Genomic DNA, 22,008 nt, shown 5'->3' on the forward strand with positions numbered 1-22,008 from the left:
CGACCGCAGGCCACCGACCTGCACCCACCGCGCGGGCCGCACCCGGCCCGCCCACCGAGAAACGGACACCACCATGACCACTGCCGCCATCCCCGACACCTGGCGCGGCGTCACCCCGTCGCCGATCACGTCGACCGACGCCTACAACGGCTTCATCGCCGCCAACGTGATCTTCGCGCTGGACCGGATCGGCGTCCTGGAGAAGCTCGGGCGCGGCGAGCCGCTCTCCGCCGTCGAGGCCACCGCCCAGGGCGGCGACACCGCCCGGACCGAGGCCGTCCTGCGCGCCGCCGCCGACTGCGGCTACGTCAAGGCCGACGGCGCCGCCTACGTGCCCACCGAGGTCGGTCTCGAAGTCGCCGCCGCACGCGGCTACTTCACCTGGGCCGTCGGCGGGTACCACGACGTGTTCGGCCGCGCCGGGCACCTGAGCGCGGGGACGCACCGCTACAGCGAGGACGTCCTGCGCGACGAGGCGATGGTCGCCCTCGGCTCCGCCCAGTGCGACCAGTCGCTGTTCGCCGCGCAGCTGACCGACGTGCTCTCCGGCATCGACTTCCGCACCATCGCCGACCTGGGCAGCGGCACCTCCGCCCGGGTGCGCCGGGTGGTCGGGCAGCGCGAGGGCACCCGGGGCCTGGGCATCGACATCAGCCGCCCGGCCACCGACATCGCCCGCCGCGACATCGTCACGGCCGGGATGCAGGACCGCGTCACCGCCGTCCGGGCCGACGTCCTGGGCCTGCTCGGCACCCAGATCGACAACGACGCCGAGGCCGCCGAGGTGGCCGAGGTCGACACCGTGATGAGCTTCTTCCTGCTGCACGACCTGCTGGCCGACCCGGCCACCCGCTCCTCGATCTTCACCCGGATGCGGGAGGCCTTCCCGAAGGCCCGCACCTTCGTGCTCGGCGACACCATGCTGCGCGGCCCGGGCGAGTCCCAGAGCGCCCTGCCGGTCTTCTCGGTCGGCTTCGAGCTGGCGCACGCGATGATGGGCGTCCCGCTGCACACCAAGGAGACGTACGAGGAGCTGTTCACCGACGCCGGGCTGCGGATCGACCGCGTCGAGGCGCTGGCCACCCCGCACTCCTGGCTCTACGTCCTCCAGGCCGACTGATGGCCGCCGCCCCCGCCGCCAGACACCTGCTGGCGCAGAACGAGCACCCGGGCCCGCCGCTGCCGTCCGTCGTGGCCGCCCTGGCCGCGGCCGCCGGCGACCTGCACCGGTACCCGGACTTCCGCCCGCAGCGGATCGAGGGGATCATCGCCGACTGGCAGGGCGTCCCGGCCGGCCAGGTCGTGGTCGGCCACGGCTCGGCGGGCGTGGCACTGGACCTCTTCCACGCCGTCGTCGAGCCCGGCGACAACGTGGTGCACTCGGCGCCCTGCTTCGACGCGTACCCGCTGTTCTGCGAGATCGCCCGGGCCGAGGCCCGGGCCGTCCCGCTCGGCCCCGACGCCCGGCACGACCTGGCCGCGATGGCCGAGCGGCTGGACAAGCGCACCCGGATCGTCGTGCTGTGCAACCCGCACAACCCGACCGGCACGGTCTACTCCTGGGCGGAGCTGACGGACTTCTTCCGCCTGGTCCCGGCCACGGCGCTGATCCTGCTGGACGAGGCGTACGTCGACTTCGCCCGGGACTGGGCGGCCCCGGCCGTCCCGGACCGGATCGCCGAGTGGCCGAACCTGGTGGTGCTGCGCACCCTCTCCAAGTCGCACGGCATCGCCGCCCTGCGGATCGGCTACGCGCTCGCAAAGGAGTCCGTGGCCCAGCGGGTGCGGGACCACCAGGTCCCGTACGCGGTGAACCGGCTCCAGGAGGCGGGCCTGCTGGCCGCCGTCTCGGCCCAGGACGAGGTGGACCGGCGGATCGCCGAGATCGCCGCCGAGCGGGAGCGCCTGCGGGCCGAACTGCTGGGGCTGGGCTGGACGGTGGCGCCCAGCCTGACCAACTTCCTCTGGGTCGTCGCGCCTGGTGACCAGCTCCCCCTGCGGACGGAGCTGGAGCGCCGGGGGGTGGCCGTCCGCTACTACGCCGGGCAGGGCATCCGGATCGCCGTCGGCGAGAAGGACGCCAACGACGCGGTGATCGAGGGCTTCGGCGCCACCGCGCCCGCCGCTCCCTGACCGCACCCCGCGTCCGCGGATCCCCGCGCATCCCTGCACCTCCCCGCACGTCCCGCACATCCCGCACGTCCCCGCGCACGGCGCGTGAGGGCGCACCGTCCGCGCCCCACGCGCCGAGCAGCCCAGCAACTCGGCACACACGGCACACACAGCACGTCCAGCACGTCCAGCACCCCGAAGCGCCGTCGGCGCAGCGAAGGAACCGCGATGCACCCGCTGTTGGCCCGCCCGGAGTTCCGGCGCTACCTCGCCGGGCAGACCCTGTCCGTCCTCGGCGACAGCGCCCTCTCCATCGCCCTCGGCATCTGGGCCAAGGTGCTGACCGGCAGCAACTCCGCCGCCGGGCTGGTGCTGTTCTGCTTCGCCGCGCCGCTGCTGCTCCTGCCGCTGGGCGGCCTGCTCGCCGACCGGGTCCGGCGCAGGCCGCTGCTGGTCGGGGTCAACCTGGTGGTGGCGGTGGGGTTGACGCCCCTGCTGCTCGTCGACGGTCCGGACCGGGTCTGGATCATCTACTGCACCGCCTCGCTCTGCGGTCTCGCCGGGGCCGTGCTGGCCCCGGCGCAGAGCGCCCTGCTGCGTACGATCCTGACGGACCGTCAGGACTTCGGCGCAGCAGCCGGGTTCACCCAGAGCGCCCGGGCCGGCACCACGCTCGTCGCGCCGCTGCTCGGCTCGGGCCTCTACAGCTGGCTGGGCGGGCGCGCCGTGGCGCTGGCCGACCTCGGCGTGCTGCTGCTGGCGGCCCTGGCCTTCCTCGGCCTGCGGGCGGACGAGCCCAGGCCGGAGCCCTCGGGCCGCCGGTGGCGCACCGAGGTGCTGGCGGGCTTCGCCCACCTGCGCGGCGCGACCGGGCTGCGCCCGCTGGTGGCGGCCACCGCCGTCACGGGCTTCGTGCTGAGCCTGCTCCAGCCGGTGCTGTTCGCACTGACCCAGCACGGGCTGCACCGCCCGCCGCAGTTCCTCGGCGTGCTGGAGACGATCGAGGCGGTCGGGGCGCTGGGCGGCTCGGTGGTCGGCGGTCTGCTGATCGGCCGGCTCGGGCCGCGCCGGACGGTCATGGCGGGGTCGGTGGTGTTCGGCCTCGGCACGGTCCTGCTGCTCGCGCCGTCCCTCCCCGTGGTGGCGGCCGGCCTGGTGATCGCCGGGGCGGGCATCCCGGCCGCCATGGTCGGCCTCGCCACGGCCGCCCAGGCGGCCACGCCGCCCCAGCTGATGGGCCGCGCCCAGGCGGCCGTCAACCTCTCGCTCACCGCCCCGCAGGCCCTCGCGGTCGGCGTCGGCTCCGGGCTGGTGGCCGCCCTGGACTTCCGGGTCGTGCTGGCCGTGATGGTGCTCGGCGCCCTGCTCGCGGCCGTCCACCTGCTCGGCAAGCCCGAGGCCCCGACCGAGCCCGAGGCCCCCGCCGGGACCGAGGCCCCCGAAGAGCCCGAGAGCTCCACCGAGCCCCCGGCCGACTCCGCGAGCCCCACCGAGCCCGGGAGCGCCCCGGACCTCCAGCGCACCTGATCGCCCGATCACCCCCGACACCTCCTCTCCTCCTCACCAGAAAGCTCCTCAGATGACCGACCGCTCCTCACCCACCGCCGCCCCGCTCCCCGTCGAACTGGACCACGTCGAGTTCTACCTGTCCGACCTCACCGCCGAGACCGCCCGGCTGACCACCGAGTACGGCTTCGAGCTGCTCGTCCCGCCCACCGAGCGCGGCGAGGCCGCCGAGCGCTGCCTCTCGGCGCTGGTCGGGCAGGGCACCGTCCGGCTGCTGCTCACCCAGCCGCTGGCCGGCGGCCACCCGGCCACCGACTACCTGGCCCGGCACGGCGACGGCGTGGGCGCACTGGCCCTGCGGGTGCCGGACGCCGCCGACGCCTACCGGACGCTGACCGGCCGGGGCGCCGACGGGCTGCGCCCGCCGCAGGCCGCGCACGGCTGCGTCACGGCGGTGGTCGGCGCCTTCGGCGACGTGGTGCACACCCTGATCGAACGCGGCCCCGAGGCCCCCGCCGACCGGATCCCCGGCCTGCCGGACGCCGCCCCCGTGACCGGTGCCGGTACGACGGGGCTGCGCTCCGTCGACCACTTCGCGGTCTGCGTCCCCTCCGGTGAGCTGCGCGAGACCGTCCGCCGGTACTGCGAGGTCTTCGGCTTCCGGATGATCTTCGAGGAGCGGATCGAGGTCGGCGCGCTCGGCATGGACTCGGCGGTCGTGCAGAGCACCGACCACAGCGTCACGCTCACCCTGATCGAGCCGCTCAGCCCGGACGCGGGCGGCCAGATCGCCTCCTTCCTCGCCGACCACGGCGGCGCCGGGGTGCAGCACGTGGCCTTCTCCTCCGCCGACGCCGTGCACTCCGTCTCCGCGATGGCGGAGCGCGGCGTGCCGTTCCTGCGCACCCCGGGCGCGTACTTCGACGCGCTGCCCGCCCGCCTGACGCCGCTGCGGCACTCCCTCGACCAGCTGCGCGCCCTGCACCTGCTGGTCGACCAGGACCACGACGGCCAGCTGTTCCAGATCTTCACCCGCTCCCAGCACCCGCGCGGCACCTTCTTCTTCGAGGTGATCGAGCGCATCCGGGCCCGCACCTTCGGCAGCAACAACGTCCGCGCCCTCTACGAGGCCGTCGAACTCCAGCGCAGCGCCAGCGAAGTGGCCGGATGAACGCGCCGGCCCTGACCGGGCACCAGCCCTCCCCCGCCCCGTCACCCTCCACCCCGTCGCCCTCCACCCAGCCGCTCCCCTCCCAGCCACCCTCCACCCAGCCGCTCTCCGTCGCCGAGTACGCGGAGCCGGCCCGGGCCGCGCTCGCGCCCGAGGTCTGGGACTGGCTGGAGGGCGGCGCGGAGCGCGAGCGCACCCTCGCCGGCAACCGGGCGGCCTTCGACCAACTGGCCCTGGTGCCCCGGGTGCTGGCCGACGTCTCCGCCTGCGACACCGCCGCCACCCTGGTGCGCAGCCGCGCGAGCCTGCCGGTGGCGGTGGCGCCCGTCGCGTACCACCGGCTGTTCCACCCCGAGGGCGAGCTGGCCTCGGCCCGGGCGGCGGCCGCGGCGGGGGTGCCGTTCACCGTCGGCACGCTCAGCAGCGTCGGCTTCGAGGACCTGGCCGCGACGGGAGCCACGCTCTGGTTCCAGCTGTACTGGCTGCGCGACCGGGGGCGGCTGCTCGACCTGGTCGCGGCGGCCGAGGCGGCGGGCAGCGAGTGCCTGGTCGTCACCGCCGACGTGCCGTTCATGGGCCGCCGCCTGCGCGACGCCAAGAACGCCTTCGCGCTGCCCGCGGACGTCCGCGCGGTCCTGCTCGAAGACGGCGCCGCCGGGCGGGCCCACCAGGCCACCACCGCCGTCTCGGCCGTGGCCGCGCACACCGCCGAGCTGCTCTCCCCCGCCGTCACCTGGGCGGATCTCGCCTGGCTGCGCGAGCACACCAGCCTGCCGCTGATGGTCAAGGGGGTGCTCGACCCGGCGGACGCGGTGCGGGCCGCCGAACTCGGCGCCGAGGCCGTGGTGGTGTCCAACCACGGCGGCCGCCAGCTCGACCGGGCCGTCCCCTCGATCACCGCGCTGCCCGCCGTCGCCGAGGCGCTGGCCGGCCGCGACTGCCAGGTGCTGCTGGACAGCGGGGTACGCGGCGGCTCGGACGTGCTCACCGCCCTGGCCCTCGGGGCGTCCGGGGTGCTGCTCGGACGCCCGATGATCTGGGGCCTGGCGGCCCGGGGCGAGGCCGGCTGCGCCCACGTGCTCGACCTGCTGGCCGCGGAGCTGCGGCACGCGCTCGGCCTCGCGGGCTGCGCCGACCTGAGCGCGGCCGCCGCGCTGCGCACCACCCCCATGCCCTGCCCCACCTGGAGTGCCCCGTGACCACCACCGCCCCACCCCGCGGCCTGCTGCGGGCCGACCTGCACCCCTCCCTCGCCGACCCGGCGATGACCTCGATGAACCTGCTCAACGAGATCTCCATCCGCTACCCGGAGGCGGTCTCCTTCGCCGCGGGCCGCCCGGCGGAGCAGTTCTTCGAACTCGACGCCGTCCACCGCCACCTGGACCGCTACGTCGCCCACCTGCGCGCCGAGCGCGGGCTCTCCGAGGAGGCGGCCCGGCGGCAGGTGCTCCAGTACGGGCGGACCAAGGGGATCATCCACGAGCTGATCGCCACCCACCTCGCGGTGGACGAGGGCATCGAGGTGCCCGCCGAGTCGATCGTGGTGACGGTGGGCTGCCAGGAGGCGATGTTCCTGGTGCTGCGGGCACTGCGCCGCGGCCCCGAGGACGTGGTGCTCGCCGTCTCGCCCACGTACGTGGGGCTGACCGGCGCGGCGCTGCTCGCCGACCTCCCGGTACGGCCGGTGGCCGACGGCCCGGACGGCGTGGACCTCGCCGACCTGCGCCGCCAACTGGCCGCCGCCCGGGCCGAGGGGCTGCGCCCGCGCGCCCTCTACCTGGTGCCGGACGTCGCCAACCCGAGCGGGGCCAGCCTGCCGCTGGAGCTGCGGCGGGAGCTGCTCGCCCTGGCCGCCGAGGAGGACTTCCTCCTGCTGGAGGACAACCCGTACTGCGTCTTCGCCGGCGAGGAGCGGCTGCCCTCGCTCAAGGCCCTGGACACCGAACAGCGGGTCGTCCACCTCGGCTCCTTCGCCAAGACGGCCCTCCCGGGCGCCCGGGTCGGGTACGTGGTGGCGGACCAGCCGGTGGCCGACGGCGCGGGCGGCACCGACCTGCTGGCCGACCTGCTCGGCATGATCAAGAGCATGACCACGGTGAACACCTCACCGATCGCCCAGGCCGTGATCGGCGGGGCACTGCTCGAACACGGCTACAGCCTGCGGGCCGCCAACACCGAGGTCGCCGCGCTCTACCGGCGCAACCTCGCGCTCGTCCTGGCGGGCCTGGCCCGGCGATTCCCGCCCGGCAGCGGGGTGAGCTGGAACGAGCCGCGCGGCGGGTTCTTCCTGGTGGTCACGGTGCCGTTCGCGGTGGACGACGCACTGCTCGAACTCTCGGCCTCGGAGTACGGGGTGATCTGGACCCCGATGTCGCACTTCTACCCGGGCGCGGGCGGGGAGCGGCAACTGCGGCTCTCCGTCAGCCAGGTCGACCCGGACACCGTCGACCGCGGGCTGGACGGGCTGGCCGCCCTGATCGCCGCACGGTCCTGATCGCCACACGGTCCTGACCTCGGAGGGGGCGCCCGCTCCGGCGCCCCCTCCCTTGCCGGGCCCTCGCGTCAGGGGCAGTGGGACGAGCCCGAGTCGACGCCCCCGACGCCCCCGACGCCCCCGACCGCCCGGTCCGCCGGCGTGGCGTCCTCGGACAGCATCTTGATCCGGACCTGCCGCACGTACCGGTCCACCAAGTGGCGCAGCACGCTGACCGTGGCGGCGACGTCCGGTGCCGGAATGCCGTCCAGCGCATTGGCCAGACCGGCGATGTTGGCCTGTTTCAGACGGTTGAGCATCGCCCGCCCCTCGGCCGTGAGCGCCACCTGGCGGGCCCGGCGGTCCAGCGCGTCCGGGGTGCGTTCCACCAGTTGCTGGGTCTGCAGCCGGTCGATCTGCCGGGTGACGTGGGAGGGCTTGACCATCAACCGGGCGGCCAGGTCGCCCACCCGGCTGACCTCCTCGGCCTCGGCGAGCGCGCGCAGCAGGTAGACGTCCGAGCGCGCCGCCGTGATGCCGGCCCGCGCCGTCTGGCGCTCGTGCTCCTGCGAGCGGGTCAGCAGGTAGGCCAGCGAGGCCAGCACCTCCTCCAGTTCGGAGGTGGCGGTCGGATTGTCTGTTGCGTCCGGCATGGGGGAACTGTAGCGACCCCGTTCGAGGAGTGGCTCCCCTCTCGACCACTGACCGGTTTCCGGACAGATTCGTTCGCCACCGGATGGACCCTTTCGCCACCACTGACCGCGAGTTAGCGTGACGGTGAGTTAGTTGCTTAGGGCATGCAATGGTCCCGGGCGCTACCCCACGGCACCGCAGGCCCATCCGCTCGGCGCCACCGGCAAATCCGCTCCGTGAAGGGAGCCCATGATGGCCACCGCCGCTCACCACCCCCAGTTCACCCACCCCGCCGCCCGTGGCGGCTGCCCGTTCGACCCGCCGCCGGCCTACCAGCAGGCCCAGCAGGACGAACCGATCAGCCGGATCGCCCTCTGGGACGGCGCCCCCAGCTGGCTGGTCACCCGCCACGACGACATCAAGGCCGTGCTCAGCGACGCCCGCTTCAGCTCGGACGCCGCCCGACCCGGCTTCCCGTTCATCAGCGCCGGCGCCCGACAGCTGAGCACCGGCCAGCGGACCTTCATCCGGATGGACGACCCGGAGCACGCCCAGCTGCGCCGGATGCTCACCAGCGAATTCATGATCAAGAAGGTCGAGGCACTGCGCCCCGAGGTCCAGCGCATCGCCGACGACCTGCTCGACGAGCTGACCGCCGGCCGCAACTCCGGCGACCTGGTCCACGAGTTCGCGCTGCCGCTGCCGTCCCTGGTCATCTGCCTGCTGCTCGGCGTCCCCTACCAGGACCACGACTTCTTCCAGGAGTGCAGCCGGGTCCTGCTGCGCCGCGACTCCTCGGTCGAAGAGGTGCAGATCGCCCAGAAGAACCTGGCCGACTACCTGGTCAAGCTCACCGACTCCAAGCGCACCGAGCCCGACGACGGCATCCTCAGCCGCCTGGTCGCCCGCGGCGAGCTGAGCACCGAGGAGATCGGCGCCATGGGCCGGCTGCTGCTCGTCGCCGGACACGAGACCACGGCGAACATGACCGCACTCTCCATCCTGGCCCTGCTGCAGAACCCCACCCAGCTCGCCCACCTGCGCGAGCACCCGGAGTCGGTCGCCGGCGCCGTCGAGGAACTGCTGCGCTACCTCACCATCGTGCACTCCGGCCTGACCCGGGTCGCCACCGAGGACGTCACCATCGGCGACGTCCGGATCCGGGCGGGCGAGGGCGTGATCTGCATGATCAGCACCGCGAACCGGGACGAGCAGAAGTTCCCCGACGGCGACGAACTCGACCTCTCCCGCGACGCGCGCCTCCACCTGGCCTTCGGCTTCGGCGTCCACCAGTGCCTCGGACAGCCCCTGGCCCGGCTGGAACTGCAGATCGCGCTGAACACCATCCTGCAGCGACTGCCCGAACTGCGCCTGGCCGTACCGTTCGAGGAGATCCGCTTCCGGGGCGACATGCTCATCTACGGCGTCCACGAGCTCCCCCTCGCCTGGTAACGGCCCCCCGAGTCCGAACCGATCCTCCGAAGGGAAAGCCATGCTCATCCACATCGACCAGGAAAAGTGCTGCGGCGCCGGCAACTGCGTACTCGCCGCCCCCGAGGTCTTCGACCAGCGCGAGGAGGACGGCATCGTCGTCCTCCTCGACGCCGCACCCCCCGCCGACCTCCACCAGGCCGTCCAGGACGCCGCCGCGGTCTGCCCGGCCGCAGCCATCCGGCTCGACCAGCCGTAACCACCCCCCACCCCACCAACCCGCCGCCGAGCGGCGCCCCTGACCGCGCGTCGGGCCCGGCCGAACCGACCGGACCCCGACCGAGGCCGATCCTCGACATCCACGCCGTGGAACAATGGACGGGCCTCGCGCGGGGGAGGCGGCGAGCATCGAAGGAGCGGCGGGTTGGCAGGGCTGGTGACCGACTGGATCCGGGTTCCGGTGGGCGAGGACGCTTCGAGGTGGACCACCCGCGGTGGCTGCCGCCGCGTTCTCCTCGTCGTCCACAACGTGACCTCCGCGACCCGGCTCCTGGACGTCGTTCCACTGTTCCGCGACGACCTCAGGATCCAGTTACTGGCCTCCTGCACGGGATCGTCCCCCTTCAGCGCAGGAGTCGCCGAGCTGCTGAGCTCCCTCGGGGTTCCGGTACTTCCGTGGGAGCAGGCCAAGCAGACCCCCGTCGACCTCGCCCTGTCGGCCAGCTTCGGCGGTGAACTATCGGGCTTCCAAGGGAAGTTGGTCGTCCTCTCACACGGAGTCGGATACAATAAAAAGCTCGCAACACCGAACACCGAACACCGAACACCGAACACCGAACACCGAACACCGAACACCGAACACCGAACACCGAACACCGAACACCGAACACCGAACACGCCGCATGCCCCTGTCTTCGGCCTGGCGCCCGAGTGGCTGCTGTCCGACGGGGTTCCGCTCGCCCGGGCGATGGTGCTCTCCCACCCCGAGCAGCTCGGCCGCCTGCGCGAAGCCTGCCCCGAGGCCGCTCCGACGGCGGTGCTCGGCGGCGACCCCTGCTTCGACCGCATCCTGGCCGCCCTTCCGCGCCGCGAACGCCATCGCCGCGCGTTCGGCGTCCGACCCGGGCAGCGGTTCATCGTGCTCAACTCCACCTGGAACCCGCAGTCGCTCTTCGGTGACGCCGGCGCGAACGACCCGCTGCCGTGGCTGCTCGACCGCCTCGCCACCGAACTCCCGGTCGACGACTACCGGGTGGCGGCCGTCCTCCACCCGAACATCTGGCACGGCCACGGCCCCGGCCAGGTCCGCCTCTGGCTGGACCGCGCCGAGCGGGCCGGCCTCACCCTGATCGACCCCCTGGACGGCTGGCGGCAGGCACTGGTCGCCGCCGACGCGGTGATCGGGGACTTCGGCTCGGTCAGCTACTACGCCGCGGCACTGGGCACCCCCGTCCTGCTCGGCACGGCCTCCGACGAAGTCCTGGGCGCCACCTCACCGGTGGCAGCCTTCGTCCGCGAAGCCCCCAGACTCGCCCTGGACTCCCCTCTGCTGCCGCAGCTGAACCTACTCCTGACGCACCATCAACCCATAACCAGCACAAGCGAATTGACGACATCAGCACCCGGCGAGGCGGCCGGCCTGTTGCGTTCGCTCTTCTACGAGGTCATGGGACTGCTCGAGCCGACAGAGCCGGCTCTCCTGGACCTGCTCCCACTCCCCGACTACCGGCCACCGACCCGAACCGTGCCGCTGCGGGTCCGTACCCGCCCGGGGCCCCGCCCGCACGAGGTCACCATCGAGCGGGTCGCCGAAGGCCGGTACGGGCCTTCCGGGCCCGGCTCCGATCACCTCGCGGTGCACGAGGACACCCTCGACCAGGGCCTCCTCGGTCTGGCCGACGCGATCCTCCGGTACGGGGAGGCCGACGACCCCCGGATCGGCCCGCCCCGGGAGTGGGCCGCGGCGACGCTCGCCCGCTACCCGAACTGCTCGCTCGCGGCCTTCGTCTCCGGTCCGGGCACCTGTGAAGTACTGCTGCGTGACCGGGGATTCGTCCGCCTCACCAGCCCCTCGCTCGACCCGGCGGCGGCCGCCTCGGCACTGTTCGCCCAGGTGGACGGCACCACCATCCCCCGTCCGCTGCCGCGGATGGAGCTGACGGTGCGCACCGGCGGCGCGTCCCACGCGGTCCTGGTCAGTCCCGTTCCGTGAGGCACTGCTGCCGCAGGCCCGCCAGGTAGCGCAGATGGGGCTCCGCCTGCTCACGGTCCAGGATCGCGGCGGCCTCGTCGATCGCGGCCAGCGCCTGTTCCGTCGCCGAGGTGTCCGCCCAGGTCTCCGCGAGATTGGTGAGGGTGCGGGCCGCGTTGTAGTTGTCGCGCAGACACCGGAATTCGGACAACGCCTCCGTCAGCCAGGTCCGGGCCCGCTCGTACTCGGCCAGGCCTCGCAGCGCCCGCCCCCGGTGCCGCTTCAACAGCGCCCGGGCCCGCGGAACGTCCCCCGCCCGCTCGTGGTCCGGACCGATCGACCCGAGCAGTCCGTCGGCCTGCTCGAAGCAGTCGTACGCGGGCTGCCACCGCCACTGCCGAAGCCTCAGCAGCCCGAGCGACTCGACGGCCGTGGCCCGGCCCAGCAGGTGACCGGCCCGCTCGAACGCCGAGGAGGCGTCGACCAGACAGCTCTCGGCCTCGGCCAGCAGGTCCAGTTCCATCAGGGCGAACGCCAGCTGGGTGTGCATCCGGCCGGCCATCGCCGAGTCCGGGTCGTGCGCGACCGCCGCCCGCACGGCGGTTCGCAGCGCCGGCAACAAGGTCTCGTGCCGACCGGCCTTGAGCTGCACCGCCCACGACGCCTCCGCCAGCTCGCACACCGTGGCCGGCGCGGCCAACTCCTCGGCGGCGAGCACCGCCTCGACCAGGTTGCCCACCTCCGCGGCCAGCGCGGCCAACGCCGCACCGGCGTCCGGGTAGTCACCGGGCCCGAGCTCCCGGTAGAGCGGCCCGACGTGCCAACGCTCCCGCAACGCCGCGTAGTCGGCCCGGACGGCGAAGCGCAGCAGGTGCTCCACGGCACGCGTCACCGCACCCGCGCACGCGGCCAAACCGTCCTCCCGCGCCGCCTGCTCCTCGGCGAACCGGCGCACGGCGGGCCGGTAGCGGTAGCGGCCCTCGGGCGTGGCCTCCACCAGGCCGGCCTCGGCGAGCCCGGCCAGCAGGACACCAGCGCGCTCGACGGTGAGCCCGCCAGTTCCATGGGGTCCGACAACCGCCACGGCCAGCTCGGGACCGACGGCCGGCCACGGCCGCAAGGCGCAGAGCCGGAACAGCCGGGCCTCCTCCGGCTCCAGCGCCTCGTACGACTCCTGCACCGCGGCCCGCACCGGATCACCCACATGGGCATCGCCGTCACCACCACCGCCCCGGCCCCGGCGCTGCTGGGGGACGAACGCCAGCCGGGGAGCCGCGGCACGCAGGGCGAAGGGCGATCCTTCGCACCGTTCGAGGATGCCCGACAGGGCGGGGCCGGCGGCGGAGACGGTCTCCTTCCCCACGAGGTCCGTGAGCAGCCGCCTGGCGTCCTTGTCGGACAGCGGCCCCACCGGGATCGGGACGGCGTCGAGACCGGTGAGCGGACGCCGGGCCACGACGACCGTGACGACGCCCGGAGCCGCGGTGATCAACGGCCGGACCTGGGCCGCCGACCGGGTGTGGTCCAGCACGACGAGCAACTGCCGCTCGGCGACCAGCGACCGGAACCGCTCGACCCGGTCCTGCGCGGCCGGCGGAACCCGGTCCGCCGGCATGCCGAGGTGGATCAGGAACTGCCGGAGCACGGCGGCCGCATCGGGTGCGGTGGCCAGCGACCCGCCGGAGAGGTCCGCGTAGAGCTGCCCGTGCGGAAACCGCTTCCGCTGCTGCGCACCCCAGTGGACGGCCGCGGTGCTCACGCCCATCCCCTGAGGTCCGTACAGGACGCTGACGCGGGGCGTGCCGTCCGCCTTCCGTCCGGCCTCCTTGTCCAACAACGCCAACACCTTGCGCCGGTCGGTGAAGAAGCGGTCAGAGGGCGGCAGCAGGGAGGGCGTCGCCAACGGCCCGGACCAGGCCCCGCCCTGGCCGCCCAGCCAGGCGCGAAGCGCCCTGGCCTGCGCCGGATCCGACTCGGCCACATCCAGCAACAGCTGCGCCACAGCGGCCCGTTCGGCGGTATCGGTCGGCGCCGGCACATCCCGTCCCGTCACCCGGCGGACGAACGCACCCGCCGACTCCCAGGCCCACTTACCGGCCTCGTTCGCCACGCTCGCACCCACGGCGCCGAAAACAGCGGCCACCGCCGACAGCGACACCGGCTCCAACACCCCACACCCCCTGGTCCATCGCGGCACCCGACCAGCACCGCCGCACCCTCGCGTCCGGCCCCACGGTAGCCTGCCGAACCCCACCACGGGCGCGCACCAGCCCGCTTGCCCACAGCCGGATCCGCTTCCGCTTCCCCCTTCCCCCCCTCCCCGCAGACCGACGCCCACGACGCCTACACCCGACTCGCGACCCGCCCGGCCCTCCACGCGCTGAACAAGGCGTCCTCCGCCGCACCAGCCGCATTCATGGAGAACATCATCCTCAACGGCCGCGCCAACGCCACCGCCCCCGCGACCCAGCAGACTTCCAGCCCTCCTCGCTCACCGTCCACAGCTGGTTGGCGTTGCCGGTCTGCTTGTCCACCAGGTGGGCGTCGGTCCAGCTTTCGGGGTGGTCGAGAACGTTGCCGCTGTTGCGGTCCTCGGTGATCCACTTGTCGCCGATCTGCCAGAACGCGAACGAGGGGTTGGGGGTTTACCAAGAGAGCCTGAATCTCTGTCAAACTCTCTTCCTCACTCAGGCTTCACCTCAGGAGCTGATATGAACCCACCCGACTCCCCGAAGCCGCCTCGCAGGCGACGGCAACCGAGCCAGCCGGGTTCGGGCGCCCGCCAAACAGGCTCGCCGGAGCCGCCCGGGCGCTTCCGCCTCCGGCTCTCGAGTCGTGGCTTCCACCTCGACGCTCCGGACACCCCGGAGGGTCGGCGCCTCGCGGTAAAGCTCCTTGTCGGCGTCGCGGCCCTGGGTGCTATCGCGGCACTTCCATCGATCATCACTGCCCTTTCCGCCCAGAAGAGTTCGGCGAGCATCCAGGCCGCAGCAACGCCGACCTCCACAGCTTCTGCTCAAACACCAGCCCCATCAGCGGAAGCCCGTACATCCCTGCCTGCACCACCGGTCGCCGCAAGCAGCACTCCCACCGCCGCCGCCGTGTCGCCGCCGAAACCTCGCAGCGTCTCGCTTCGTATCGCTCGGGTGAAGGACGGCTACCAGTTGATCGACCTGGATGCCCCAGAGACCAAGCCGGTATCCATGTTGGTCACAGCCGACGACTGGGACGCCATGACGCCGAAGGAGCGAAAGGCGTCGGAGATCGTGGTGCACGATATCGGCGCCCCAACAGTGATCTTCGGGAACCTGGCCACCGCGCTACCTCCTGGAGCAGAAGTCACGGAGCAGACGTGCCGGGAAGCTGCTCGCACCGGGGGCATCAAGGAGTTCACCAACGACACAGGTGACAAGGAAAAGACCCGCGCGATGGGCATTCGCGCCGGGGCGACTCTTTGCATGATGACCAGCGAAGGAGCAGTCACTGCCGCGAAGATCACCGACTTCTCGTACCCCGACTACATCTACGGTGCTCTGAACCTCGACGTGACGACATGGCCCGCCAAGACGGCCTGAACAGCGACCCGGCGTTGGCTCCAACTGAGCAAGAGGTGCGACCTCATGGTGCGAACGCCGCCTGGCCCTGCGGACCAACGGTTGATCCAGCTCACCGCAGGCCTTGGAGTGATGGTCTCAGAGGGCGGTATGTTCAGCACCGCGCTGCTGGACAGGGTGGTTGCCGGCACCGAGCCGAGCACCATAAAGAAGGCCCTGGTGGACCAGGGGTTCAAGAGCACCGTCAAGGACTACGGGGCTCAGGTGGGCATCGAGGTCGAAGTCGTGAAGCGCAACCCCGGCGACGCCGGGTTCGTTCCGCAGCCCAAGAGATGGGTGGTGGAGCAGACGAACGAGGTCTTGATGCTGCACCGCAGGCTGGTGCGTGACCACGAGCATCGACCCGCCTCGGCCGAGTCGAGGGCGTCCTGGGCCAAAAGCGACCGGATGCCGAGGATGCTCACCGGGACCTCCACCCCCACCTGGCGCGGCGCATGACCGACGGGGAGCTGACCTTGGGGGCGGTGCTGGTACGGCTGAAGGAGCGGGAGCGGGAGATCGCTGCGCAGGCCGAGGCGGCCTGGGCGGAGAGCCGGATCACCCACAAGACGCTGCTGGAGCTGCCCGATCCGCAGCCGCCGCGCCGCCGACCGCGAAGCTGCCGAATCATCCGACCTGCCAGCAGACCATGGCGGTGTTCGCCGCAGCCGACGCACCGTTGCGGGCACGGGCGGTGTGCGAGGCGATGGACATGGAGATCGCGCCCCCAACGTCAACAACGTCCGTCTGAAGCTCAAGCGGCTGGTCGAGCACGGGATCCCGGCCGAGACCGAGCAGGGGGTGTTCACCCGGCCCCGGCCATAGCCGCCCCGCGAGCCCGCGGCCAAGCCGCTCGCTGGTTCCGCCGATGCTGTCGGCGGTCCGGACCTGGTCCTGTCCGACACGGCACCGGAGGCACCGAGGAGTTGCCCCCGACGAAACCGGTACGGCCCGCCCTGGGCCCCGGCCCTCCTCGTCTCCGTTCGTCCCCGGATTGTCCGACCGATGGAGCAGGATGGAGTTCGACGAGTCACTGGGGAGAGGGAAGCAAGGAATGGCCACTGACGAAACCCGGCTGCCTGTGGAGTTCCTGGCCACTGTCGCGGCCGGTGCCGATGCCGGGTCCGCCGCGGCCCGGATGGCAGCCGAACAGGCCCGTGCCGTCGCCGACAGTCAGCAGCAGGGCGGACCACTCCTCGCCGCGCTGCTCGACAAGCCCTACCGGGATTCGGCACCCGCCTGGCTGCTGGAGGCCGCGGTGACGAACGGGCTACGGCAGACCGAAAGCGAATACGAGTACCTGACCGGGTCGACCTCGCTGGTGGTCCTCGCGCTCATCCACCCCGACTGCGACCCGGCCCTGCGGGCCGACGCCTTGCACCGCTGCTCCGACCGCCGGCTCGGATCCCTCGGCACCGCCGACCGGCCGGCCGACCTCTGCGCGGCCGTCGCCGACGAACTGCGCAGGCGAGTGCCGCAGCCACCGCACATGACACCCGAACTTCTCAAGAAAGCAACGGCCGCGCAGGTGGTCCTGCGTACGGAACGCCTCCACGACGACGTGTTCGAGACCGCCATCGCTCTCCTGCCCGACGGACCAGACCGCACGTATCTGGAGGACGAGGATTCCGACGTCTGGTCCGACCGGATCAGGGCAGCGTTCAACGCGTGGGGGCGTATGTGGTCAGCCGTGCTCGAACAGCATCCCGACCGGCACCCCCGGATCATCGACATGACCGCCGGCACCTGGGCGAACCGGGTCGTCCGCGACCAGCTGCTCGGCAGCGTGCCGTGGACGGTCGAACCGAAACTCCTCCGGCGGATCGCTCTGGATGACCTCTCCCGGTTCGGAACCGCCATGCTCACGACCCGGATCTGCGGCTTCCTCCAGAACGGATCCTCGAAGGAGGAGGCCCGGGAGCACTTCGCCGCCGAGCTCTCCGCCCTGGAGGAGACCGACCGCAGGGACATCGAGGCCTTCTACCTGCAGGACGACAGCTCCGAGGCCCGCTGGGGCACCGACTCCGCCGTTTCCTGGGTGCGCCGTGCGGCCGACGGGCAGTGGCGCCTCGTCCTGAACCCCGCCGAGGCCAAGCCCGCCTACGGCGATCCCCACGCCTGGCAGAGCCATGCGGACGAACTCGCCGACCTGGGCCGACACTTCGCCGAAACGGCCGTGCAAGCCCTCCGAACGTGGAAGCCGAAGGACCTCTACGGAATCAGCAGGGCGGCCGACCTGCGCTGGATCCACGCCATGCTGGTCCACCTGCCCGAACTCACGCCCGCCGTCGAAGCGACCGTCCGACTGGTGATCCGCGACGCCCGCCGCGGCCGGTCCGGCCTCCAGTCGTACGACTACAAGTTCCAGGACGACCGGCAGCAGTTCGACGAACTCCTGGACGCGATCACGCGGATCGTCGCCGACCCCGCCCCGCAGCCGCCCGCGACCCGTCGCGGGGCCCTCGGCGATCCCGAAGAGGTGACGGTGCGGAACCTGTCCGCCGTCACCGCAGTGGTGCTCGACGCGTACCTCGACCGGCACGCCGGCGACGACGAACTCGTGGAGAAGGCACTGCTGTCCTTCGCCTGGCACGGCCACCGCAGCGAACCGGCATTCACCTCGGTCCTCGCCCGCCACTCCGATCCGCAGCGCGCCGTCCACACGCTCACCCGCGAGCTCCGCCACAGGCTCGGCGGCAACCCCAGCAACCGCGAAGCATGGGCCCGGGAGATCCTCGCCCTACCCGACTGCCCCAGCGAGACCATCCTCGCCCTGCCCGCCTGGACGGCACTCAAAGCACGCGGGCACCACTACAACAACACCCATCCCACAGTGATCTCCCTGGTGGAAGCAGCGCTCGGAGACGATCACCAGGCCTGGCAGCGATTCGCCGACAACCCGATCGGCAACTCCGGCCCCAACGCTTGGCTCCGCCTCGGAGACATCCTCACGGCCGCCGCAGACGGAACAACGTGGCCGAAGCCGCCGACCTCCAGGTGACAGCTCCGGGCCGCCCCGGGGCGGCCCTTCCTACTCGGCCACGAAGACGCCGCCCCCGTCCAGGTCACCCTCCTTCCATGGCGGAGGCGTCGGCCACACAACGGCTCGGGTCAGCAAGCGTTCCCATCCTGGGCACTGCACTGGAAGCAGCATCAACGAGGCCGGTGCCGTCCGGCCGCGGCGACTACCGGGCGGCACCGGCCTCGTGGCGTCGGAGGCGGACTGAGCTACAACCCCGCCAAGCACTCCGCCCCCGCCCGCCCCCGCGCCGCCGAGCGCACCTGCTGGACCCGCGAACAGGCCGCCGCCGCCTTCCTGCGCCACGGCGCCGAGCAGTACGCCGATCAGCTAAACGACCTGTTCGAGGTGATGCTCGGCACCGGCATGCACCGCGGTGAGATCCTCGCCCTCCACTGGTCCGACGTCCACCTCATGGACCGCAGGCTCTACGTCCGCTGGACCCTCGCCGCCGTCAACAACGGGCGGCTCCATCCCGGCGGGCCCAAGACCGAGGCCAGCCGCACCTGGATCAGCCTCTTCCCCGGAGTCATGACGCCCTCCAGGTGGGGAGGTGAGGTTCACGGGCGCCGTGGTGGTCGGCAGCGCAGCGATGTGGTGTAGCAGTGGCCGAACCCCTCGGAGTGAACGGACAGGTCGTTTGACTGCGTCTGCTCGTCGACTGGTTGCATCATGTGCACAGAGCTGACACGGCGGCGACCAAGATCCCCGACAGAGTCACGCTCAGCCGGCCCCACTGTCACGGGCGGCGGTGCTCGGCGGGACGGGCTCCGAGGCCGGCACCCGGCGCCGCCTTCTCCAGGCACCCTGCCGATCCCCGGCAGGCAAGGCCCCGCACCCGGCACACTCGAACGAAGACCTTGCCTGTCGCGTACAGCTACGGCCGCCCGGTCAGGACCAGGCCTGGCGGCCCCCGGCGTCAACCGGGCTGATCAACCACCGCTCTTGCGGCGGAAGTTGCGCTTGCCGCCCACCGCGCCGTGGGCGCCGTGGATCTTCGAGTCGCCATTCGGGCCGCCGGCCGCGCTATCGGACTTGGCGCCGCGCTTGCGCTCCAGAGCGGCGAGGAACCGGGCCTTGACGTCGTCCTGGGCGGCGGGCGCGGGAGCCTCGGCAGCCCCCGTGACCTCCGGGCTCTCGACACTCTCGGCGCTCTTGGGGTTCTCAGATGACTCCACGTCGCTGCTCATGCAGAACCTCTTTCTTAAGGGATGGTGGCGGTTGATGACTTCACGCACACCATGTCATGCCCAAGCTTCCCATCTGCGGGTGGTACCGATCCTGTACGGACAGAACCTGCGCGCCCGCCCGGTCCTCAGAACCCAGCCGAATCTCTCCGGCAGGGTCCTGACGGGTTACCCGCAAGTAGAAATAGCGGGGGTAGTGCGCCGCGGGGGTGGTCGAGTGAGGGCGTTCGGTGAGCCTCTGCTGGGGTTTCGCCAGGCCGCTGCGCCGAGCTGGCCGAGGCAGCCGGGTTAGCCGCCAGGTCCATCAGGCATCCGGAGCGGGGCCGCCGGGAGCGGCCGCAGCGTCGCACGGTGGAACTGCTGGTGTCGACGCTGGGGCCGGTCGAGGCCGACGCCGCCGCGCTACTCGCGGCCGGTCGGGGCGGGGGCGCGCCGGCCGGGAGCAGTGGGCCAGGCCCCGGCCTGCTCTATCGCCGCAACCAGCTGGCGGTCCCGGAGCAGGCAGCCGGTGCGGCGCGGGCCGGCCGGGGTGCGGTGGTACTGGTGCGGTCGGGCGCGGGGATAGGCAAGACCTCACTGGTGAACGTCTGGGCAGCCGCCGAGCAGGCTCGCGGGATCCCGATGGTGCGGGCGACGATCTTCCCCGAGCCCCCCCCCGAGCACCGGCATCACAGGCTCGTCGGAGAAGCCCGGCAGCGGCCGCTGCCAGCGCGTAGCGGGAAACACCCGACGGCTCGTACCGGCCACGCGGATCTTGTCAACAAGGTGTTGCGCGGCCTTGTCGGGCAGCGGCAGCGTTCAGTGGCGGGCTGTGGCCCGTTCCCCTGCGATGGCCTTGCCACCGGCGTCTGCCGCTTTCAGGCCTGTGATCTCCCGCGTGCGCAGACCTCGCAGGGCCAGATCGAGGGCACGGTCCGCGGGGGGGGCGAGGCCGGGGCGGTCTGACCCGCTACAGCGTCGACCCCAACCGGCACGAGCTGCTCGCCACCTGGGGAACCGGCGAGGGCGACCTCGCCACCCGAGTGGCTTCCCTCCCGGCCGAAGCCGATACCTCCGTTCTCCTGGGCCTGGCCCGCGCGCTCAGCCACCTGTCCGACGCCGCCTGGCGCACCTACCCCCACCCCGTCAGTGCGGCCGGCTCGCTGGAGCCCAACTCCGAGGGCTGGCGCCGCGACGAGGAAGGCAAGCACTTCAGCGAGGTCACGGACGCGATCGCCAAACCGAACCTCCCCAGGTACGGCTCGATGATCGTCTCCTACAGCCCCCTGATCGAATCCGCCAACCGCGTCGGACGGGCCCTCCACGACATCGACGACCCCGACCTCACGAAGGCCGTGCTCGCCGAGGCCGCCACCGAGGTCGCCGTCGTCGAGAGTGCCGAACTCGGCGACCTGGCCGGCCGCGCGCAGCAGGCCGTCCTCCTCAGTAGGGAGGACGCCTCCCCCGTCCAGGTGTCCGCCGCCGACCGCCTCCTGGAGCAGAACCCGTTCGGGCCAGCCGAGCTCTTCTCCTCAGTCGACCCCACCGCGGCCGCCGTCGCTACGGCGCACTGGCTCGCTGCCGCGGCCGAGGTCACCGCCGACGCCTCCGGCCGCGATGCCGTCGACGTCGTCCAAGAGGCCGACAACATCGAAGCGCTCCCCCACGAGACCCCCACCCTCGTCCTCGGCCTCATCGACGCCGGCGCCACCCCGCACGAGGCCGTCACAGGCCTCGTCCGCCACGCCCTCCACGCCCTCCACGTAGCCGACGGCCTGCTCCCCGACCCCACCGCCCTGCGCGAGCAGCTCGACGACCTGGAGGAGACCCTCGTTGACTACGGCGACAACGCACCCGACCTCGCCGACGTCGAGCTGCGCCTGCCCCCGCTCGACCCGAAGCGCCCGGCCCGCGACCTCCTCGAAGACCTCCTCACCGGCATCCACGCCTGCTGGCTCCTCCACACCGAGTACGACGACCTCGACGACGAAGACGACGACACCAGCGCGGAGGACTGGACCGCCGAACAGGCCGAAAAGCACCAGCGGCGCAGCCGCGAGCGTTTCGCCCAGCTCGTCCGCGAAAACGCCGCTCACCGCGAACCGCTCGTCTGACCACTCCGCCCAGACACCGCAGCAGCCCCGCGCCCGACCACCCTGCGGATCTCCCTTTGCCATGAATCAAGGGAGATCCGCAGGTCAGCGCCAATTTCGTGGAGCTCGTGGTCGCACGGTGATCGCCCCGCGAGCGCACACTGGAAGCAAAAACGACTCGCGCACGATCCTCCCGAGGCGATCACCATGCGCTGCTCACCCACCCCCTCAGACGACCAGGACCGGGGACGCGTCTACCGACGCTGCGGCTGCCGCGACGACCACCGCCACCAGCTCGGCACCACCTGCCCCCGCCTCGCCACCGACCCGCACCACGGCACCTGGGCCTTCGCCGTCGACACCCCGCCCGCCGACGGCCACCGCCGCACCGTCCGCGGCGCCGGCTTCCCCGACGAACTCCGCGCCAGCATCGCGCTGCAGCGCTTCAACGAGGGCCTGGCCCTGTGCGTCATCACCGACCCCAGGCAGCGCACCGCCGACTACCTGAGGGACTGGCTCGACGAGAAGGAGCTGCGCCTCAAGCCCACCGCCATAGCCCGCTACCGCACCTACACCGAACAGGACCTCATCCCCGCCCTCGGCACCATCCCCTGATCGAC

At 72.3% G+C, this 22,008-nt stretch carries 19 protein-coding genes; 16 read left to right on the forward strand and 3 right to left on the reverse strand.

Features of this window, described 5'->3' with window-relative positions; all coding sequences use genetic code 11:
- Positions 1 to 73 precede the first annotated feature (73 nt).
- The 6 genes from ACFVX9_RS24195 (at position 74) to ACFVX9_RS24220 (ending at position 7,283) form a co-directional block, all read left to right on the forward strand.
- Complete coding sequence (locus tag ACFVX9_RS24195) at positions 74 to 1,120, forward strand: class I SAM-dependent methyltransferase (RefSeq protein WP_363374052.1); 1,047 nt, start codon at positions 74 to 76, stop codon at positions 1,118 to 1,120.
- Positions 1,120 to 2,133 (forward strand): pyridoxal phosphate-dependent aminotransferase, encoded by a 1,014-nt coding sequence (locus ACFVX9_RS24200; protein ID WP_380485231.1) that lies wholly within the window; start codon positions 1,120 to 1,122, stop codon positions 2,131 to 2,133. The genes ACFVX9_RS24195 and ACFVX9_RS24200 overlap by 1 nt, the downstream gene beginning before the upstream one ends.
- Before the next feature lie 207 nt (positions 2,134 to 2,340).
- On the forward strand, positions 2,341 to 3,639 hold the full coding sequence (locus ACFVX9_RS24205; protein WP_380485229.1) for an MFS transporter: 1,299 nt from the start codon (positions 2,341 to 2,343) through the stop codon (positions 3,637 to 3,639).
- A gap of 52 nt (positions 3,640 to 3,691) precedes the next feature.
- Complete coding sequence (gene hppD, locus ACFVX9_RS24210) at positions 3,692 to 4,789, forward strand: 4-hydroxyphenylpyruvate dioxygenase (RefSeq protein WP_363374059.1); 1,098 nt, start codon at positions 3,692 to 3,694, stop codon at positions 4,787 to 4,789.
- Positions 4,786 to 5,988 carry an alpha-hydroxy acid oxidase gene (locus ACFVX9_RS24215; protein ID WP_380485227.1) on the forward strand — a complete coding sequence of 401 codons (1,203 nt, stop codon included), beginning with the start codon at positions 4,786 to 4,788 and terminating at the stop codon, positions 5,986 to 5,988. Before hppD ends, ACFVX9_RS24215 begins: the two co-directional genes overlap by 4 nt.
- 65 nt (positions 5,989 to 6,053) lie before the next feature.
- Positions 6,054 to 7,283, forward strand: coding sequence for a PLP-dependent aminotransferase family protein (locus ACFVX9_RS24220; RefSeq protein WP_380485252.1), 1,230 nt, complete (start codon positions 6,054 to 6,056; stop codon positions 7,281 to 7,283).
- Positions 7,284 to 7,351: 68 nt separating this feature from the next.
- Here ACFVX9_RS24220 and ACFVX9_RS24225 read toward each other — a convergent pair whose 3' ends face one another.
- Complete coding sequence (locus tag ACFVX9_RS24225; protein WP_380485225.1) at positions 7,352 to 7,915, reverse strand: MarR family winged helix-turn-helix transcriptional regulator; 564 nt, start codon at positions 7,913 to 7,915, stop codon at positions 7,352 to 7,354.
- Positions 7,916 to 8,144: 229 nt separating this feature from the next.
- Here ACFVX9_RS24225 and ACFVX9_RS24230 point away from each other — a divergent pair, with 229 nt between their 5' ends.
- The 3 genes from ACFVX9_RS24230 (at position 8,145) to ACFVX9_RS24240 (ending at position 11,538) form a co-directional block, all read left to right on the forward strand.
- Complete coding sequence (locus ACFVX9_RS24230) at positions 8,145 to 9,347, forward strand: cytochrome P450 (RefSeq protein WP_387983400.1); 1,203 nt, start codon at positions 8,145 to 8,147, stop codon at positions 9,345 to 9,347.
- Between the two features lie 40 nt (positions 9,348 to 9,387).
- Positions 9,388 to 9,585 (forward strand): ferredoxin, encoded by a 198-nt coding sequence (locus tag ACFVX9_RS24235; protein ID WP_063349674.1) that lies wholly within the window; start codon positions 9,388 to 9,390, stop codon positions 9,583 to 9,585.
- Positions 9,586 to 9,750: 165 nt separating this feature from the next.
- Positions 9,751 to 11,538, forward strand: a complete 1,788-nt coding sequence (locus tag ACFVX9_RS24240; protein WP_387983402.1) for a hypothetical protein — start codon at positions 9,751 to 9,753, stop codon at positions 11,536 to 11,538.
- On the opposite strand, the gene ACFVX9_RS24245 is transcribed toward ACFVX9_RS24240, so the two are convergent.
- Complete coding sequence (locus ACFVX9_RS24245; protein WP_387983404.1) at positions 11,522 to 13,627, reverse strand: tetratricopeptide repeat protein; 2,106 nt, start codon at positions 13,625 to 13,627, stop codon at positions 11,522 to 11,524. The genes ACFVX9_RS24240 and ACFVX9_RS24245 overlap by 17 nt on opposite strands.
- Positions 13,628 to 14,663: 1,036 nt before the next feature.
- Between ACFVX9_RS24245 and ACFVX9_RS24250 the strand changes: the two genes are divergently transcribed.
- From ACFVX9_RS24250 to ACFVX9_RS24265, 4 genes are all read left to right on the forward strand, one after another.
- Positions 14,664 to 15,092, forward strand: coding sequence for a hypothetical protein (locus ACFVX9_RS24250; protein WP_387983405.1), 429 nt, complete (start codon positions 14,664 to 14,666; stop codon positions 15,090 to 15,092).
- 81 nt (positions 15,093 to 15,173) lie between these two features.
- Positions 15,174 to 15,569, forward strand: coding sequence for a hypothetical protein (locus ACFVX9_RS24255; protein WP_387983407.1), 396 nt, complete (start codon positions 15,174 to 15,176; stop codon positions 15,567 to 15,569).
- A gap of 595 nt (positions 15,570 to 16,164) precedes the next feature.
- Positions 16,165 to 18,111 (forward strand): hypothetical protein, encoded by a 1,947-nt coding sequence (locus ACFVX9_RS24260; RefSeq protein WP_387983409.1) that lies wholly within the window; start codon positions 16,165 to 16,167, stop codon positions 18,109 to 18,111.
- A 369-nt stretch (positions 18,112 to 18,480) separates the two neighbouring features.
- Positions 18,481 to 18,732: a hypothetical protein gene (locus ACFVX9_RS24265; protein ID WP_387983411.1), complete on the forward strand. Its 252-nt coding sequence runs from the start codon at positions 18,481 to 18,483 to the stop codon at positions 18,730 to 18,732.
- Between the two features lie 329 nt (positions 18,733 to 19,061).
- Here the strand turns inward: ACFVX9_RS24265 and ACFVX9_RS24270 are convergent, their stop codons facing one another.
- Complete coding sequence (locus tag ACFVX9_RS24270) at positions 19,062 to 19,319, reverse strand: DUF5302 domain-containing protein (protein ID WP_380485211.1); 258 nt, start codon at positions 19,317 to 19,319, stop codon at positions 19,062 to 19,064.
- 348 nt (positions 19,320 to 19,667) lie between these two features.
- On the opposite strand from ACFVX9_RS24270, the gene ACFVX9_RS24275 reads away from it, so the two are divergent.
- The 3 genes from ACFVX9_RS24275 (at position 19,668) to ACFVX9_RS24285 (ending at position 22,003) form a co-directional block, all read left to right on the forward strand.
- The gene (locus ACFVX9_RS24275) at positions 19,668 to 20,261 is read left to right on the forward strand and encodes a hypothetical protein (RefSeq protein WP_387983413.1); all 594 of its coding nucleotides are present in this window, start codon (positions 19,668 to 19,670) and stop codon (positions 20,259 to 20,261) included.
- Positions 20,262 to 20,338: 77 nt separating this feature from the next.
- Entirely contained in the window at positions 20,339 to 21,409 is a 1,071-nt protein-coding gene (locus ACFVX9_RS24280; RefSeq protein WP_387983415.1) for a hypothetical protein, read from the forward strand.
- Between the two features lie 186 nt (positions 21,410 to 21,595).
- The gene (locus ACFVX9_RS24285; protein ID WP_387983416.1) at positions 21,596 to 22,003 is read left to right on the forward strand and encodes a hypothetical protein; all 408 of its coding nucleotides are present in this window, start codon (positions 21,596 to 21,598) and stop codon (positions 22,001 to 22,003) included.
- Positions 22,004 to 22,008 lie beyond the last annotated feature (5 nt).

The organism is Kitasatospora sp. NPDC058243 (genome assembly GCF_042882025.1).
Classification (GTDB): Bacteria; Actinomycetota; Actinomycetes; order Streptomycetales; family Streptomycetaceae; genus Kitasatospora.